This is a genomic window from Bradyrhizobium barranii subsp. barranii (genome assembly GCF_017565645.3).
Lineage (GTDB): Bacteria > Pseudomonadota > Alphaproteobacteria > Rhizobiales > Xanthobacteraceae > Bradyrhizobium > Bradyrhizobium barranii.
The window spans coordinates 7,859,692-7,872,767 of record NZ_CP086136.1 but is presented as its reverse complement, the minus strand read 5'-3'; the positions used below and the strand labels follow the sequence as shown (position 1 = coordinate 7,872,767).

13 protein-coding genes are annotated in these 13,076 nt (G+C 64.1%); 7 read left to right on the top strand and 6 right to left on the bottom strand.

Translation table 11 applies throughout. The features are described from left to right. Positions 1-7: 7 nt before the first annotated feature. Positions 8-187, bottom strand: coding sequence for a hypothetical protein (locus J4G43_RS38325; RefSeq protein WP_014493109.1), 180 nt, complete (start codon positions 185-187; stop codon positions 8-10). 161 nt (positions 188-348) lie between these two features. Between J4G43_RS38325 and J4G43_RS38320 the strand changes: the two genes are divergently transcribed. Both J4G43_RS38320 and J4G43_RS38315 read left to right on the top strand, forming a co-directional pair. After that, positions 349-1,143 carry a DODA-type extradiol aromatic ring-opening family dioxygenase gene (locus J4G43_RS38320; RefSeq protein WP_208088096.1) on the top strand — a complete coding sequence of 265 codons (795 nt, stop codon included), beginning with the start codon at positions 349-351 and terminating at the stop codon, positions 1,141-1,143. 516 nt (positions 1,144-1,659) lie between these two features. Continuing rightward, positions 1,660-2,430 (top strand): phosphorylase family protein, encoded by a 771-nt coding sequence (locus tag J4G43_RS38315; protein ID WP_208088094.1) that lies wholly within the window; start codon positions 1,660-1,662, stop codon positions 2,428-2,430. Positions 2,431-2,454: 24 nt separating this feature from the next. On the opposite strand, the gene J4G43_RS38310 is transcribed toward J4G43_RS38315, so the two are convergent. From J4G43_RS38310 to glgC, 4 genes are all read right to left on the bottom strand, one after another. Continuing rightward, on the bottom strand, positions 2,455-3,138 hold the full coding sequence (locus tag J4G43_RS38310; RefSeq protein ID WP_208088093.1) for a nucleoside deaminase: 684 nt from the start codon (positions 3,136-3,138) through the stop codon (positions 2,455-2,457). 313 nt (positions 3,139-3,451) lie between these two features. Continuing rightward, positions 3,452-3,712: a SemiSWEET transporter gene (locus J4G43_RS38305; RefSeq protein ID WP_085401565.1), complete on the bottom strand. Its 261-nt coding sequence runs from the start codon at positions 3,710-3,712 to the stop codon at positions 3,452-3,454. A gap of 136 nt (positions 3,713-3,848) precedes the next feature. Continuing rightward, the gene (gene glgA / locus J4G43_RS38300; protein WP_208088092.1) at positions 3,849-5,309 is read right to left on the bottom strand and encodes a glycogen synthase GlgA; all 1,461 of its coding nucleotides are present in this window, start codon (positions 5,307-5,309) and stop codon (positions 3,849-3,851) included. Next, positions 5,306-6,568 carry a glucose-1-phosphate adenylyltransferase gene (gene glgC, locus J4G43_RS38295; protein WP_085401567.1) on the bottom strand — a complete coding sequence of 421 codons (1,263 nt, stop codon included), beginning with the start codon at positions 6,566-6,568 and terminating at the stop codon, positions 5,306-5,308. The genes glgA and glgC overlap by 4 nt, the downstream gene beginning before the upstream one ends. A gap of 338 nt (positions 6,569-6,906) precedes the next feature. Here glgC and J4G43_RS38290 point away from each other — a divergent pair, with 338 nt between their 5' ends. Next, entirely contained in the window at positions 6,907-7,401 is a 495-nt protein-coding gene (locus J4G43_RS38290) for a hypothetical protein (RefSeq protein WP_208088091.1), read from the top strand. Between the two features lie 128 nt (positions 7,402-7,529). Here the strand turns inward: J4G43_RS38290 and J4G43_RS38285 are convergent, their stop codons facing one another. Next, entirely contained in the window at positions 7,530-8,510 is a 981-nt protein-coding gene (locus J4G43_RS38285) for an ABC transporter substrate-binding protein (RefSeq protein ID WP_208088090.1), read from the bottom strand. Positions 8,511-8,985: 475 nt separating this feature from the next. Between J4G43_RS38285 and J4G43_RS38280 the strand changes: the two genes are divergently transcribed. The 4 genes from J4G43_RS38280 to J4G43_RS38265 are packed head-to-tail and all read left to right on the top strand — an operon-like array spanning position 8,986 to position 13,049. Continuing rightward, positions 8,986-10,089: an ABC transporter substrate-binding protein gene (locus J4G43_RS38280; protein ID WP_208088089.1), complete on the top strand. Its 1,104-nt coding sequence runs from the start codon at positions 8,986-8,988 to the stop codon at positions 10,087-10,089. Beyond that, positions 10,067-11,089, top strand: a complete 1,023-nt coding sequence (locus J4G43_RS38275; RefSeq protein ID WP_063981662.1) for an ABC transporter permease — start codon at positions 10,067-10,069, stop codon at positions 11,087-11,089. The genes J4G43_RS38280 and J4G43_RS38275 overlap by 23 nt, the downstream gene beginning before the upstream one ends. Beyond that, entirely contained in the window at positions 11,083-11,883 is an 801-nt protein-coding gene (locus J4G43_RS38270; RefSeq protein ID WP_208088088.1) for an ABC transporter ATP-binding protein, read from the top strand. The genes J4G43_RS38275 and J4G43_RS38270 overlap by 7 nt, the downstream gene beginning before the upstream one ends. Continuing rightward, positions 11,877-13,049, top strand: coding sequence for an acyl-CoA dehydrogenase family protein (locus J4G43_RS38265; protein WP_208088087.1), 1,173 nt, complete (start codon positions 11,877-11,879; stop codon positions 13,047-13,049). The genes J4G43_RS38270 and J4G43_RS38265 overlap by 7 nt, the downstream gene beginning before the upstream one ends. The last annotated feature ends 27 nt before the right edge of the window (positions 13,050-13,076 follow it).

The window sequence follows — 13,076 nt, the reverse complement described above, 5'->3', positions numbered from 1 at the left end:
GTTGGGCTTAGGCCGCGAGTTCGACGCGCGGCGCCGGGCTCAGCCGGTGTTCTTCCAGGTGGTCCATCGCGCCGTCCTTCTCGACGGCGTAGAACTGCTGGCCGTCCTTGGACCTGTAGGCGGCGCGAACGACGCCGCGGCGGCCCTTGTCACTGTTGACGACGTCCCCCAGCGCAAACTTCTTCATCTCACGTCCCGCTTGTCTTCAGGCCGACTCCCTTCGGCCACGGCCGGATTGTGGGCGGCAAATCGTTAACGACTTGCTAACCATACCGGTTTGCCTATGCTCGCCGCCGTTCGCGCGGGCAGCTCGCACGCGCATGTTGTAAACGAGACGAGCCGGCATCCATGACGCGATTTCCAACCCTCTTCCTGTCGCATGGCGGCGGCCCCTGGCCCTTCATGGAGGACCGGCGGGTGCAATATGCCAAGACGGCCGCGGAGTTCGGCCGGCTGCCGCAGCTTCTTCCCGAGAGGCCCAAGGCCGTGCTCGTCATCAGCGGTCATTGGGAGGCCGACGCTTTCACCGTGTCGACCTCGGCGCATCCGCCGATGGTGTACGACTATTCCGGTTTCCCCGAGCATACCTATCACCTCAAATATCCGGCGCCGGGCAAGCCCGAGCTCGCCGCGGAGGTGAGGGCGCTGCTCGAGCACGCGGGCCTCGATTGCCGGGAGGATCCCAATCAGGGTTTCGATCACGGCACCTTCGTGCCGCTCGGCCTGATGTATCCGAACGCGGACATGCCGATCGTGCTGCTGTCGCTGAAGTCGAGCTACGATGCGGCCGAGCACATCAAGGTCGGACAGGCGATCGCATCACTCCGCGACGAAGGCATCCTGATCGTCGGCAGCGGGCTCACCTATCACAACATGCGCGGCTTCAACCGGCCGGAGTCGAAGCCGGTCTCGTATGATTTCGAGGCCTATCTGAACGAGGCGATCAGCAACCCGGATGCGGCGCGCCGCAACGCGATGCTGGTCGACTGGGAGAACGCGCCGAGCGCGCGCCTCGCGCATCCCCGCGAGGACCATCTGTTGCCGCTGATGGTGGCGGCAGGTGCCGCCGGCAGCGACGTTGGCAAGCGCGTCTTCGTCGACGAGGTCGCGAACGTCGCGATGGCGTCGTATGTGTTTGGATGAATCTTAGGGTGGATTAGCGCAGCGTAATCCACCATCGAGCCGCAATGAAGGTGGTGGATTACGCTGGCGGACTGCGCTTCGCGCAGCCGCGGGCTAATCCACCCTACGGGGTTCCGACTAAAAATGTCGAAAACAACCCCATGCACAGTAGAACGGCCCAGCAAATAGAATGGCTTAGCAGAGTACTTTTGCCGGGCAGGATACGCGAGCGGTATTTCGACGGGTTTGACACGTCGGGCAAAACAGCGGCAAAATTCGATCATGGCATCGCTCTCGCTGAAGCACAGCGATTCACGGTATTTGCGAGGAGTCCGCTTTGGGTTCGTTGCGCCATTGAAGGTGCGAGTCTCCGCCGCGATCAGGCGGCAGCTGTGGTGTCCGAGGCACAGTTCTCCAACAACTGGCTTCCAATCGGGAGGCCTGTCGATTTTGTCTAGACGGACAGTGCTAGTGCCGGCTTACTCTTGATTGTCCGAGTCTGGAAATACTTCGGTTTTGGGATTATCGACGCCTCTGATGACGCTGCATGTCACGGTCAACGACGCTCAGACTGGCGCCCCCCGCTGTGACGTGAAGGCGGTCGTCGCCGTAGTTGGACTTGCGATCGAGGCCAGAATAGCCGGCGTGCCAGCGATGATCGCTGAAGGTGACCGGACCGCCTTTTACTTGCGTGACGCCATCAGACATGGCGCGCGCGGCATTATAAGTTTCGGGGTGTGCGGCGGGCTAGATCCGAAGCTCCGACCAGGTCACATCGTCATCGCCTCGTCGGTATTTGCCGCGAAAGATGAAGCTTATCCAGCTGACCTCCCCTGGGCCGAGGAACTCATTCGGATGATCCCGGGTGCCAGCTACTCTGCGATAGCTGGTGTCGCTTCCCCGATGACAAGTCTTGAAGAGAGACGGGATTTCCATGGCATCACCGGGGCGGTTGCCGCCGATATGGAGTCGCAGATCGTCGCTCGAATTGCTTCCGAACTCAGAATTCCCTTTGCCGTCTGTCGTGTTGTTCTAAACCCCGCTCATCGAAAACTTCCGAGGGCAGCGCTCATAGATATCGGGCCAGCAGGTAAGCCTGAACTGCGCAAGATTGGACGTTCGCTTGTTCAAGACCCGGGGCAACTCCCTGGTCTTGGCCGGCTCGCCGTTGACTCTGTCATGGCGGTGATGGCTTTGCGCAGCGCCAAGCGACGGCTCGGAGCTCACTTTGGTTTCCCGCACCTGTGTTCACGAGACCGAGTCCCCATTCCGACGCGTGCACTTGAAACGATAGCCACACGCGCCTGATCCTGCAGCAGCGCGCTCCCGATCTCAGACTCCAGGCTTGTCCAGGTCCGAGATGGTGTTTGAATCTGCACGCCGGCGCAGGAAGACGTTACTCACCGAAAGAGCCGGCGCGGCCAAAATATCCGCCAGCGCGTTCCAGGAAAACGTTGGCCGAGGCGCGCCCGCGTGGCACGAAGTCTGCTCGGCCGCTCGTCCGAAGCAGCCTCGTCGTCTCATAAATCGCCAGGCGAGCGGGTTCCAGTCGCGCCAAACCTGCTCGGCCCTTTGGGATAGCAAGCCAGAGACGATTTCCGGCGCAGGTCCGAAGACCTCCGGCAATTTGCTCGACAGATTGTTGTCCGACAGAACGTCCCATCTCGAAAATCCGCCCATGATCGGAGATGAAATGGCGAACACCACGCGACCAATCCGCGCCTCCCGTGCCGGGAAAGAACACATTGGGCAAGGTTCGACGATTGAATACAAGGTGCAATCCGGCAAACGCTTTTGTCTTAGAATCTTCTGCGCCTCTGAAAGAGCCACGAGTTCCGCGTGTCGGGTCACGTCGCATTCCGATGAAACGTGGTTGGTCGCTTCTGCGATGACCTGTCCTCGAAACGCGATTACGGCGCCGAATGGCAGCTCTCCTTGCTTCACCCCTTGCCGAGCGAGTTCGAGGCATCTTTCCATCATTCGCAGATCTTGGACGTCAGCTTCTGATCTACTCATAGGCGCCCCCTTGGGAACGCGAGATCGGTGTTGAGATACGTCTGTCGCTGCCCCTTCATATTACGGCGGCGTCGTAGCGACGAAGAATGTTTCCGGCGCCGCTAACGGAGGCGGCTCCTGCGGCCTGGCATATTGGCAATTAAGCAGCGGGCTACAAACAGTCTGACTTGATCTGGATCAAGGACCGTTACCTTTCAGGTACCGCACGGACCACACGATGATCGATTGTCGGTGTCGGCTCCGGGGTCCCTCAAAAATGGACATCCCGGATTTTATGGGTACACGCGCCAATCCGTCCTACGCAGCTTCAACCTCACCCATACTTCAGCTTCATGAACAGGATACCGCCGGCGAGCACCATGGTGATGGCGTTGGCCGCGACCAGCGGGGCGTCGCCAGAGAGCAGGCCGTAGATGAGCCAGAGCGCCAGGCCCAGCACCATGACCAGGAACATGCCGAGCGAAATGTCGCGCGCCGAGCGGGTCTTCCAGACCTTGATGAACTGCGGCGCGTACGCGACGGTGGTGCAGGTTGCGGCGGCAAAGCCGATCAGCTTGATCGCGAAAGGGTCCATGCCGGCTCTATAGCATGGATTCGGTGGTCATCATGGCTAGAGCCTTTTCCGTTCCGATGAAATCGGAACGGGGCTCTGGATTCTTGTTTTGACGCGTTTTCTTTACGCGAACCGGTATCTACTCCGCTCGAAAACGCTACGTCCGGCGCGCCGCCATGAGATCGCGATAGAGCACGGCATAGTCGCCGGCGCGGTTGCGCCAGGAGACGTCGGTCGCAAGGCCGCTCAATTGCAGCCGGCGCCAGGTCGCCTTGTTGTGGAAGGCGGTGTTGGCCTTGCGCAGCGTGCCGGTGAGGGCCTCCACGGTGACGGGCGCGAATTTGAAGCCGGTCGGGTCGCGGTCCGATGTGTTGGCCTCGCCGATATCGACGATGGTGTCTTCGAGGCCGCCGACGCGCGACACGATCGGGACAGCGCCGTAGCGCAGCGCGTAGAGTTGGGTCAGGCCGCACGGCTCGAACCGCGAGGGTACGATGAGCGCGTCCGATCCGGCCTGGATCAGGTGCGCCAGAATCTCGTCATAGCCGATCACGACGCCGATCCGCCCGGGGTTCGCGCGGGCGACGGCCTGATAGCGATCCTGGAGATCGCGATCGCCGCTGCCGAGCAGCGCGAGCTGCATGCCGTCGCCCAAAATGGTCGGAATGGCCTCGAGCAGGAGATCGAGCCCTTTCTGCCAGGACAGGCGGCTGATGACGCCGAGCAACGGTGCCTCGTCCGAGGAATCGAGACTGAACTGTTGCTGAAGCACCGCCTTGTTCGCGGCGCGGAACGTGAGATCCTCCGCGCCGAAGCGGTAGGCGATGTGCGGATCGGTTTGCGGATTCCACACGTCGGTGTCGATGCCGTTGAGGATGCCGCTCAGCACATCGGCGCGTTCGCGCAGCAGGCCGCCGAGCCCCATGCCGCCTTCATCGCTCTGGATCTCCTGCGCATAGGTCGGCGATACCGTGGTGATGCGATCGGCGAGTTGAAGCCCCGCCTTGAGGAAGCTGATGCCGCCGAAATATTCGAGGCCGTGAACGTCGAACGCCGCCGCCGCGGGCAGGCCGATCGCGCTTGTCAGCGTGCGATCGAACTTGCCCTGATAGGCCATGTTGTGGATGGTCATCACGGTGCCGGGGCGCGGACGGTTGTCATAGTGCAGATACGCGGGCGCAAGCCCCGCCTGCCAGTCGTGGGCGTGCACCACATCGGGCACGAACGCGGGGACGAGGCCGTGGCCGATGTCGGCGGCGATACGTGACAGCGCGGCGAAGCGCAGGCCATTGTCGGGCCAGTCGACGCCCTCGGGAGTGACGTAGGGATCGCCCGGCCGCGCATAGAGATGCGGCACGTCGAGCACGAACAGATCGAGCCCGTTATGCGAGCCCGCGAGCAGGCGTCCGGGGCCGCCGAAATAATCCGGCCAGCGCCGGATTTCGCCGGCTCCCCCCAGCATCCGCATCACGTCGGGATAGCCCGGCATCAGCGTGCGCATCTCGACGCCGTGCGCCTTCAGAGCAAGCGGCAGTGCGCCGGCGACATCCGCGAGGCCGCCGGTCTTGACGATCGGGTAGACTTCGGAGGCGACCGCGAGGACGCGAACAGGCGTCATGTATTGAGCCTGTCGAGCATTGTCTGGGTGATGAGCGAGATGCCCTGCTCGGTGGTGCGGAAGCGCTTGGCGTCGAGCTCCGGGTCCTCGCCGACGACGAGCCCCTCGGGGATTTCGACGCCGCGGTCGATCACGACGTTCTTCAAGCGAGCGCCGCGAGCGACGTTTACGTAGGGCATGATCACGGCGTTCTCGACAGTGGCGTAGGAGTTGACGCGCACGCCGGTGAACAGCAGCGAGCGGCGCAGCGAGGCGCCGGAGATGATGCAGCCGCCCGAGACCAGCGAGCTCACGGCCTGGCCGCGCCGGCTCTCCTCGTCATGGACGAACTTGGCGGGCGGCGTGATCTCCGCATAGGACCAGATCGGCCAGGCGCGGTCGAACAGGTCGAGCTCCGGCACGACGTCGGTGAGGTCGATATTGGCCGCCCAATAGGCATCGACCGTGCCGGCATCGCGCCAGTAGGCGCGGGGATCGCTGCCCGAGCGTACGCACGAGGTCGAGAATTGATGCGCGATGGCGCGGCCGTTCTTGACGATATAGGGGATGATGTCCTTGCCGAAATCGTGACTGGAGTTCGTATCCTCGGCGTCGCGCTTGAGCTGGTCGAACAGGAATTTCGTATCGAACACGTAGATGCCCATGCTGGCGAGCGAGACGTCTGGCTTGCCCGGCATCGGCGGCGGATCGGCCGGCTTCTCCAGGAACTGCTGGATCCAGCCGTTCTCGTCGACATGCATGATGCCGAAGCCGGAAGATTCCGCGCGCGGCATCTCGAGGCAGCCGACGGTGACGTCGGCGCCGCTGTCGACATGCTGGCGCAGCATCACCTCGTAGTCCATCTTGTAGATGTGATCGCCGGCGAGCACGACGATGAAGCGTGCGTTGTGCGACTCGATGATGTCGATGTTCTGATAGATCGCATCCGCCGTGCCGACATACCACATGTTCTCCGAGACGCGCTGACTGGCCGGGAGGATGTCAAAGCTCTCGTTGCGTTCGGGGCGGAAGAAGTTCCAGCCCATCTGAAGGTGCCGGATCAGGCTGTGCGCCTTGTACTGGGTCGCGACCGCGATCCGGCGGATGCCGGAATTGACCGCATTGGACAGCGCGAAATCGATGATGCGGGACTTGCCGCCGAAATAGACCGCGGGCTTGGCGCGCCGGTCGGTCAGTTCCAGAAGCCGGCTGCCGCGTCCGCCGGCCAGGACGAACGCCAGCGCCTGACGGGCAAGCGGCTCGGGTCTCGCGGCACTCATGTCATCCTCCCACAACTCTGGCGCTTTGCGAGAAGCCTCCCGGCCGCGCACATTGGAACCGATAGTAACGGTACGAATAGTAAATCGGGAAGGTGCTTGTTGGTTGCGAACGCCCGGGAAGCTTAATGCTTTGCTGTGGCCTGTGGCTCCGTCGCACCGGTGTCATGTTCGTGCGGGCGCTGGCGTTGGCCGGACCACAATCGAGGCATGCGCTTGTATTCTTGTGCGGTGCACGCAGTGCAGGCTGTGACTTTCGGAGGCTTTGACTTGGGGCAAGGATGCCCGATCATGGCCTTGCGATCCTTTTCCAAGCAAAACGTCAGACAGGGAGCAAGACGATGAGTATCTGGAAAACGGCAATTGCCTGTTCGTTGGCGGGCGCGGTGATGGCCGGCCAAATCGAGCAGGCGGCAGCGGCTCCGCTGCCGACCAACGTCGCGACCATGAAGGCCGCCGTCGGTGACGATGTCACCCCGGTGTATTGGCGCGGCCGTGGCTGGGGCGGAGGAGGCTGGGGATGGGGCGCAGGAGGCCTCCTCGCCGGAGCCATCATCGGCGGTGCCATCGCGAGCAGCGCGCCCTATGGTTACTATGGCGGCGGCCCGTATTACGGCGGTTATGGTGGTTATGGTTATGGCTCGGGCTACGGCTATGGCTACGCTCCGTCCTATGGCTATGCGCCGGCCTATTACGGCGGCTACGGGCCGAGCTATGGGTATGGCGGCTACTACGCGCGTCCCAGCTACTACGGCTATCGAGCCTATCGTCCATACTACGGCCCTCGCTACGGCTACTACCGGCCGTACCGGGCCTATGATCGCGGATATTGGTAAGGACCCTGCGCGGTTAGAGCGAGAGCCACACGATCAGGCTCATGCAGGCGAAATGCGCGAGCACGATCGCGGCGAGATGCAACGGGCCGGCCTTGAGACTGGACTTGCGCATCCCGCCGCGCCCCGCGCTAGTTTGACCCCGCGGCCGCGGCTGTAAAGCTGCGGTCGACGGCTTTGCTCACATCGAGCGTCTTCGGCAGGATGCCGTAGCGCGTCGAGCGGTCGGAGGCTTCCTGCACCTCCCTCACCACGTTCTGGTCGATCACGATCGGGCTGGTGCGCTGCGCGGTGTAGGCCGACAGCAGCACGTCCTCCGGCAGTTTGGTCAGCTCGGCCGTGCTCTTTGCGTATTCACTGATGTGATCCAGCGACCATAGCCGCGCCTTGTTCAGCCGCTGCACGAGGTCCTGCACCGCCGCGCGCTTGGTGGCGATGGCGTTGTCGGAGGCCACGATGAAGGTGATGGTGGGTGTTAGGCCTTCGCCGTCGGCAATTACGCGGGCCTTGTCCTTCAGCGTCGCGAACGAGACGTAGGGCTCCCACACCGCCCAGGCATCGATCGAGCCGGCGACGAGTGCGATCTTGGCGTCGACCGGGCCGAGCGGCGCGAAGGTCGCGTCCTCCAGCTTGATCTGCGCTTTCTCCAGCGTCGCGTCGATCAGGAACTGGCCCCAGCCGCCGCGCGTGCCGGCGAGGCGTTTGCCCTTGAGGTCGGCGGCCGACTTGATCGGCGAATCCTGGCGCATGAGGATCGCTTGCGTCTTCGCATCCGACCTGGTGCCGCCGATCGCCTTGATCGGCGCGCCGGCCGCATAGACCGAGAGGAAGGAGAGATCGCCGGTGTAGCCGACGTCGAGCGCGCCGGCGTTCAGCGCCTCCAGGATCGGAGCGGCGGCAGGGAATTCCGACCATTCGATCTTGTAGGGCAGGTCCTTCGCATAGCCGGAGATTTCGAGCAGCGAGCGGTTGCCGCCCTTCTGGTCGCCGACGCGCAGCACGACGGTGTCGGCCGCGAACGAGGCAGCAGCCGTCGACAAGGTGATGGCTGCGGCGAACAGCGATGCTGCGAGCCGGCGTGTGATGGAATGGTCGTCGAAGTTGATGCTCATGTGGCCTGTCTTGTTGCTTTGCCCACGACGCGTGAGCGAGCGATGCAGCGAGACGATCAAGTCTATGACGGCGCAATGCGCAGTCAATGAAATGGCTATCCGTATTGCAGATGCGTCGGGCAATGACGTTTCAGCGTAACGCCGCTTTCGAGGACGCACCGCGTGCGCGGCGGGTGATGCGCAAGAATGATGCAGGCTGCGGAGTCGCGGCGCATCCTTGCAGGATGATGCAGCAACGAAAATCGTTTCATCGCTGTCCCATGCGCTGATGGAGAGAATGACCTCGCTTCGCGTCACATTCGAAATTCCATTTCATTGACGATGCGGCGGGCGCGCCGCATGATTTGCGCATCGCATCAAAGCGGCGCGGGAAGCGCCGGCGAAATTATTCTCTCAACGCGGCTCCACATGGAACATGCGCAACGCGAGGCGTTGCGTGAATGGCGGAGCTGTGCCAGCGCAGGAGCGGGGACTGATGGGCGACGACAACAAGCGCAGCGGATCTGGCCTCGACCGGCGCCATTTGCTGCAGGCGGGGCTTGCGGCGGCATTCGCCGCGCCGCTTGGTGCCTTTGGTGCAGCCCAGGCCTTTGCGCCGCAGGCGATCGCGCCCGGTGTCGATCTCTCTGAGTTTCCGCTGTGCCGGACGGCCGCGGATGGCCCCGTCCTCACCGGCGCGCCGCGCAAGCTGAAACTCTCCTGGAACGCCGGCGCGGTCTGTCTCGCCCCGGTGCCCGTCGCCATCGAGCACGGCTTCTTCCAGAAGCACAATCTCGACATCGAGCTCATCAACTATTCCGGCTCGACCGATCAGCTGCTCGAGGCGATCGCGACGGGAAAGAGCGATGCGGGGCTCGGCATGGCGCTGCGCTGGCTGAAGCCGCTGGAGCAGGGCTTTGACGTCAAGATCGCCGCCGGCACCCATGGCGGCTGCATGCGCGTCCTGACCCGCGCCGACTCCAACGTGAGCAAGCTCGCCGACCTCAAGGGCAAGATCGTCGCGGTCGGCGACCTCGGTGGCCCCGACAAGAACTTCTTCTCCATTCAGCTCGCCAAGCTCGGTATCGACCCGGTCAAGGATGTCGACTGGCGCGCCTATCCCGGCAACCTGCTCAACGTCGCCGTCGAGAAGGGCGAGGTGCAGGCCTTCCTGTCCTCCGATCCGCTGGGCTATCTCTGGCTCAAGGACACTCAGTACAAGGAAGTCGCCTCCAATCTCGACGGCGAATATCGCGACAAGAGCTGCTGCATCCTCGGCCTGCGCGGCAGCCTGGTGCGCGAGGAGCCGCAGGTCGCGCGCGCCCTGACGCAGGCGCTGCTCGATGCCGCGATGTTCACCGTGCAGAACCCGACCGTAACGGCGAAGTCGTTCCAGCCTTATGCGCCGAAGACGGCGTCGCTCGCCGATATCGAGGGCATGGTGCGCTACCACACCCACCATCATCATCCCGTGGGTGAGGTGTTGAAGCGCGAGCTGAAGTCCTATGCCGACGATTTGAAGAGCGTCCAGGTCTTCAAGCAGAGCACCGATACCGCCAAATTCGCGGAGCGCATCTATGTCGACGTATTCGCTGTCTGACGGCCTCGCCTCCGGCGCGCCGCGCCTCTCGCGCGCGCCGGTTCTTGCGAGCTGGGTTCGGGAATCCGGCGTCGGCATTCTCGCCAGCGTCGCGTGGATCGCGTTCGGCCTGTCCTGCCTGTGGTGGGAGGATGTCGGCGACTGGTCGCGGACGCACTCGCTCGGCATCGCCGCCTTCATCGTTGCCGCAATCGCTTTGTTCGGCACCGTCGGCGCCGACTACCTCGGCTCCGCCGGTAAGGCCTTGCGCCAGCGCGCGCCCTGGCTCGTGGCGCTCGGCGCATTCCTGACGCTGTGGGAAGTTGCCACCGCAAAATTCGCCTGGCTGCCGCTGCCGTTCTTCCCGCCGCCGCAGTCGATCATCGAGGTCTATACCGACGATCTGCCAAAGCTGCTCGACAGCGTCTTCGCCTCGGTCAAGCTCCAGCTTGGCGGCTATCTGATCGGCGCCACGGTCGGCTTCCTGACCGGCGTCTCGATCGGCTGGTCGCGCGCGGTCGGCTATTGGGTGCATCCGGTGCTACGCTTCATCGGCCCGCTGCCGGCGACCGCCTGGCTGCCGATCGCATTCTTCACGTTCCCGTCGAGCTGGAGCGCCTCGACCTTCCTGATCGCTCTGGCGACCGGCTTCCCGGTCACCGTCTTGACCTGGTCTGGCGTCGCGAGCGTCAGCAACGCCTATTACGACGTCGCACGCACGCTCGGCGCAAAGCCGTCCTTCCTGGTGCTGAAGGTCGCGATCCCTGCGGCGCTCCCGCACGTCTTCGTCGGCCTGTTCATGGGCCTCGGCTCGTCCTTCGCCGTGCTGGTCGTGGCCGAGATGATCGGCGTGAAGGCCGGGCTCGGCTGGTACCTGCAATGGGCGCAGGGCTGGGCCGCCTACGCCAACATGTATGCGGCGCTGATCGTGATGTCGCTGCTCTGCTCCGGCGCCATCACGCTGCTGTTCGCCATCCGCGATCGCCTGCTGGTCTGGCAGAAGGGGACCGTGAAATGGTAGCCGCAACCGCACTGGCCGAAATCGCGCCTCCGCCGGCCGCCGGCGCCGCGCTCGACATCGAGCAGGTCAGCCACGCCTTCGACATCGACGGCACTGAGCTGCCTGTTCTCAGCGACGTCAGCATCTCCGTGGAGCCGGGCGAGTTCGTCGCGCTGCTCGGCCCCTCCGGCTGCGGCAAGTCGACCTTGCTCCGGCTCGTCGCCGGCCTCGACAAGCCCAAGGCCGGAACGCTCCGCGAGGACGAGGTGCGCATCACCCGCCCGCATCCCTCGCGCGTGGTCGTGTTCCAGGATCCGACCCTGTTTCCCTGGCGGTCGGTCTGGGACAACGTCGCCCTGGGCCTCGAGGCCCAGGGCATTTTGAAGAGCCAGCGGCAGCGCGTGGATGACGCGCTCGATCTCGTTGGGCTGTCGTCGTTCCGCAATGCCTATCCGCATCAGCTCTCCGGCGGCATGGCGCAGCGCGTCGCGCTCGCCCGCGCGCTCGTGAATGATCCAAAAATCCTGATCCTCGACGAGCCGCTCGGCAAGCTCGACTCGCTGACCCGCATCACCATGCAGGCCGAGCTCGTCTCGCTCTGGCAGCGCAAGGGCTTTACCACGCTGCTGGTGACGCACGACGCCGAGGAGGCGCTGGTGCTCGCCAACCGCGTCATCGTGTTCAGCGACCGCCCGGCGCGGGTGAAGGCCGACATCCGTGTCGACCGGCCCTATCCGCGCCATCGCGGCGATCCATATCTGGCGGATCTGCGCCGCCAGATCTTAGGTCTCTTGGGATTAGATGCCACATGGTAACGTCCGTAGCCAAGGGCCGGGCGGCCCATAGCGAGCCCGACTACATCGCGCGCGCCGAGGCGCTGGCCGAAGGCTTTGCTGCGCGCGCCGCCGAGCATGATCGCGCCGGCAGCTTTCCGTTCGCGAATTTTCGCGAGCTCTCCGAGGCGGGCCTGCTTTCGCTGACGGTGCCGACCGTTCATGGCGGGGCCGGAGCGGGCGCACGATATGCCGCGCAGGTCATCGGTATCATCGGCAAGGCCGATTCCTCGACCGCGCTGGTGCTGTCGATGCACTACATCAACCATCTGGTGATGGGGCGCAGCCCGACCTGGCCGGCGAAGCTCTCGCGCAAGCTTGCGCGTGAGAGCGTCGAGGGCCTCGCGCTCGTCAACGCGCTCCGCGTCGAGCCCGAGCTCGGCTCGCCCGCGCGCGGCGGCCTGCCGGCGACGATCGCGCGGCGCACCGAGGCCGGCTGGCGCCTGACCGGTCACAAGATCTATTCGACGGGGTCGCCGATCCTGAAATGGTATCTGGTCTGGGCGCGGACCGACGAAGCCGAGCCGCGCGTCGGCCAGTTCCTGGTGCCGGCGGGACTGCCGGGCACCCGCATCGTCGAGACCTGGGATCATCACGGCCTGCGCGCCAGCGGCAGCCATGATGTCATCTTCGACGACGTCGTGATCCCGCTCGATGCCGAGGTCGATGTCCGCAATCCCCAGGAGTGGCGTGTGCCCGACATTGCGCAGGCGACCGTCCACACGGTGTTCGTCGCGGCGATCTATGACGGCATTGCCCGCGCCGCGCGCGACTGGTTCGTCCAGTTCCTGAAGCAGCGCGTGCCCGCCAGCCTCGGCGCGCCGCTTGCCACCTTGCCGCGCGCGCAGGAGATCCTCGGTGCCATCGAGGCCAGGCTCGCGGTCAATGCGCGGCTGATCGAGACGTTCGCCCGCGACTTCGATGACGGGGTCGATCTCTCCACCGGTGAATCCAACGTCATCAAGCTGACGGTGACCAACAACGCCGTCGCCGTGGTCGAGGATGCCTTGTCTCTGACTGGCAATCACGGCCTGTCCCGCGCCAATCCGCTGGAGCGGCACTATCGCGACGTGCTGTGCGGCCGTGTGCACACGCCGCAGGACGATGCCACCCGCACCGGCCTCGGCCGCGCCGCATTGGGCCTCTAGCTTTCAGGAAAACAAACAGGGAGACGA

What these genes read in the sequence shown, in the direction of transcription:
- J4G43_RS38325 (WP_014493109.1), bottom strand. Translation starts at nt 187, where the DNA reads ATGAAGAAGTTTGCGCTGGGGGACGTCGTCAACAGTGACAAGGGCCGC.
- J4G43_RS38320 (WP_208088096.1), top strand. Translation starts at nt 349, where the DNA reads ATGACGCGATTTCCAACCCTCTTCCTGTCGCATGGCGGCGGCCCCTGG.
- J4G43_RS38315 (WP_208088094.1), top strand. Translation starts at nt 1,660, where the DNA reads ATGACGCTGCATGTCACGGTCAACGACGCTCAGACTGGCGCCCCCCGC.
- J4G43_RS38310 (WP_208088093.1), bottom strand. Translation starts at nt 3,138, where the DNA reads ATGAGTAGATCAGAAGCTGACGTCCAAGATCTGCGAATGATGGAAAGA.
- J4G43_RS38305 (WP_085401565.1), bottom strand. Translation starts at nt 3,712, where the DNA reads ATGGACCCTTTCGCGATCAAGCTGATCGGCTTTGCCGCCGCAACCTGC.
- glgA (WP_208088092.1), bottom strand. Translation starts at nt 5,309, where the DNA reads ATGACGCCTGTTCGCGTCCTCGCGGTCGCCTCCGAAGTCTACCCGATC.
- glgC (WP_085401567.1), bottom strand. Translation starts at nt 6,568, where the DNA reads ATGAGTGCCGCGAGACCCGAGCCGCTTGCCCGTCAGGCGCTGGCGTTC.
- J4G43_RS38290 (WP_208088091.1), top strand. Translation starts at nt 6,907, where the DNA reads ATGAGTATCTGGAAAACGGCAATTGCCTGTTCGTTGGCGGGCGCGGTG.
- J4G43_RS38285 (WP_208088090.1), bottom strand. Translation starts at nt 8,510, where the DNA reads ATGAGCATCAACTTCGACGACCATTCCATCACACGCCGGCTCGCAGCA.
- J4G43_RS38280 (WP_208088089.1), top strand. Translation starts at nt 8,986, where the DNA reads ATGGGCGACGACAACAAGCGCAGCGGATCTGGCCTCGACCGGCGCCAT.
- J4G43_RS38275 (WP_063981662.1), top strand. Translation starts at nt 10,067, where the DNA reads ATGTCGACGTATTCGCTGTCTGACGGCCTCGCCTCCGGCGCGCCGCGC.
- J4G43_RS38270 (WP_208088088.1), top strand. Translation starts at nt 11,083, where the DNA reads ATGGTAGCCGCAACCGCACTGGCCGAAATCGCGCCTCCGCCGGCCGCC.
- J4G43_RS38265 (WP_208088087.1), top strand. Translation starts at nt 11,877, where the DNA reads ATGGTAACGTCCGTAGCCAAGGGCCGGGCGGCCCATAGCGAGCCCGAC.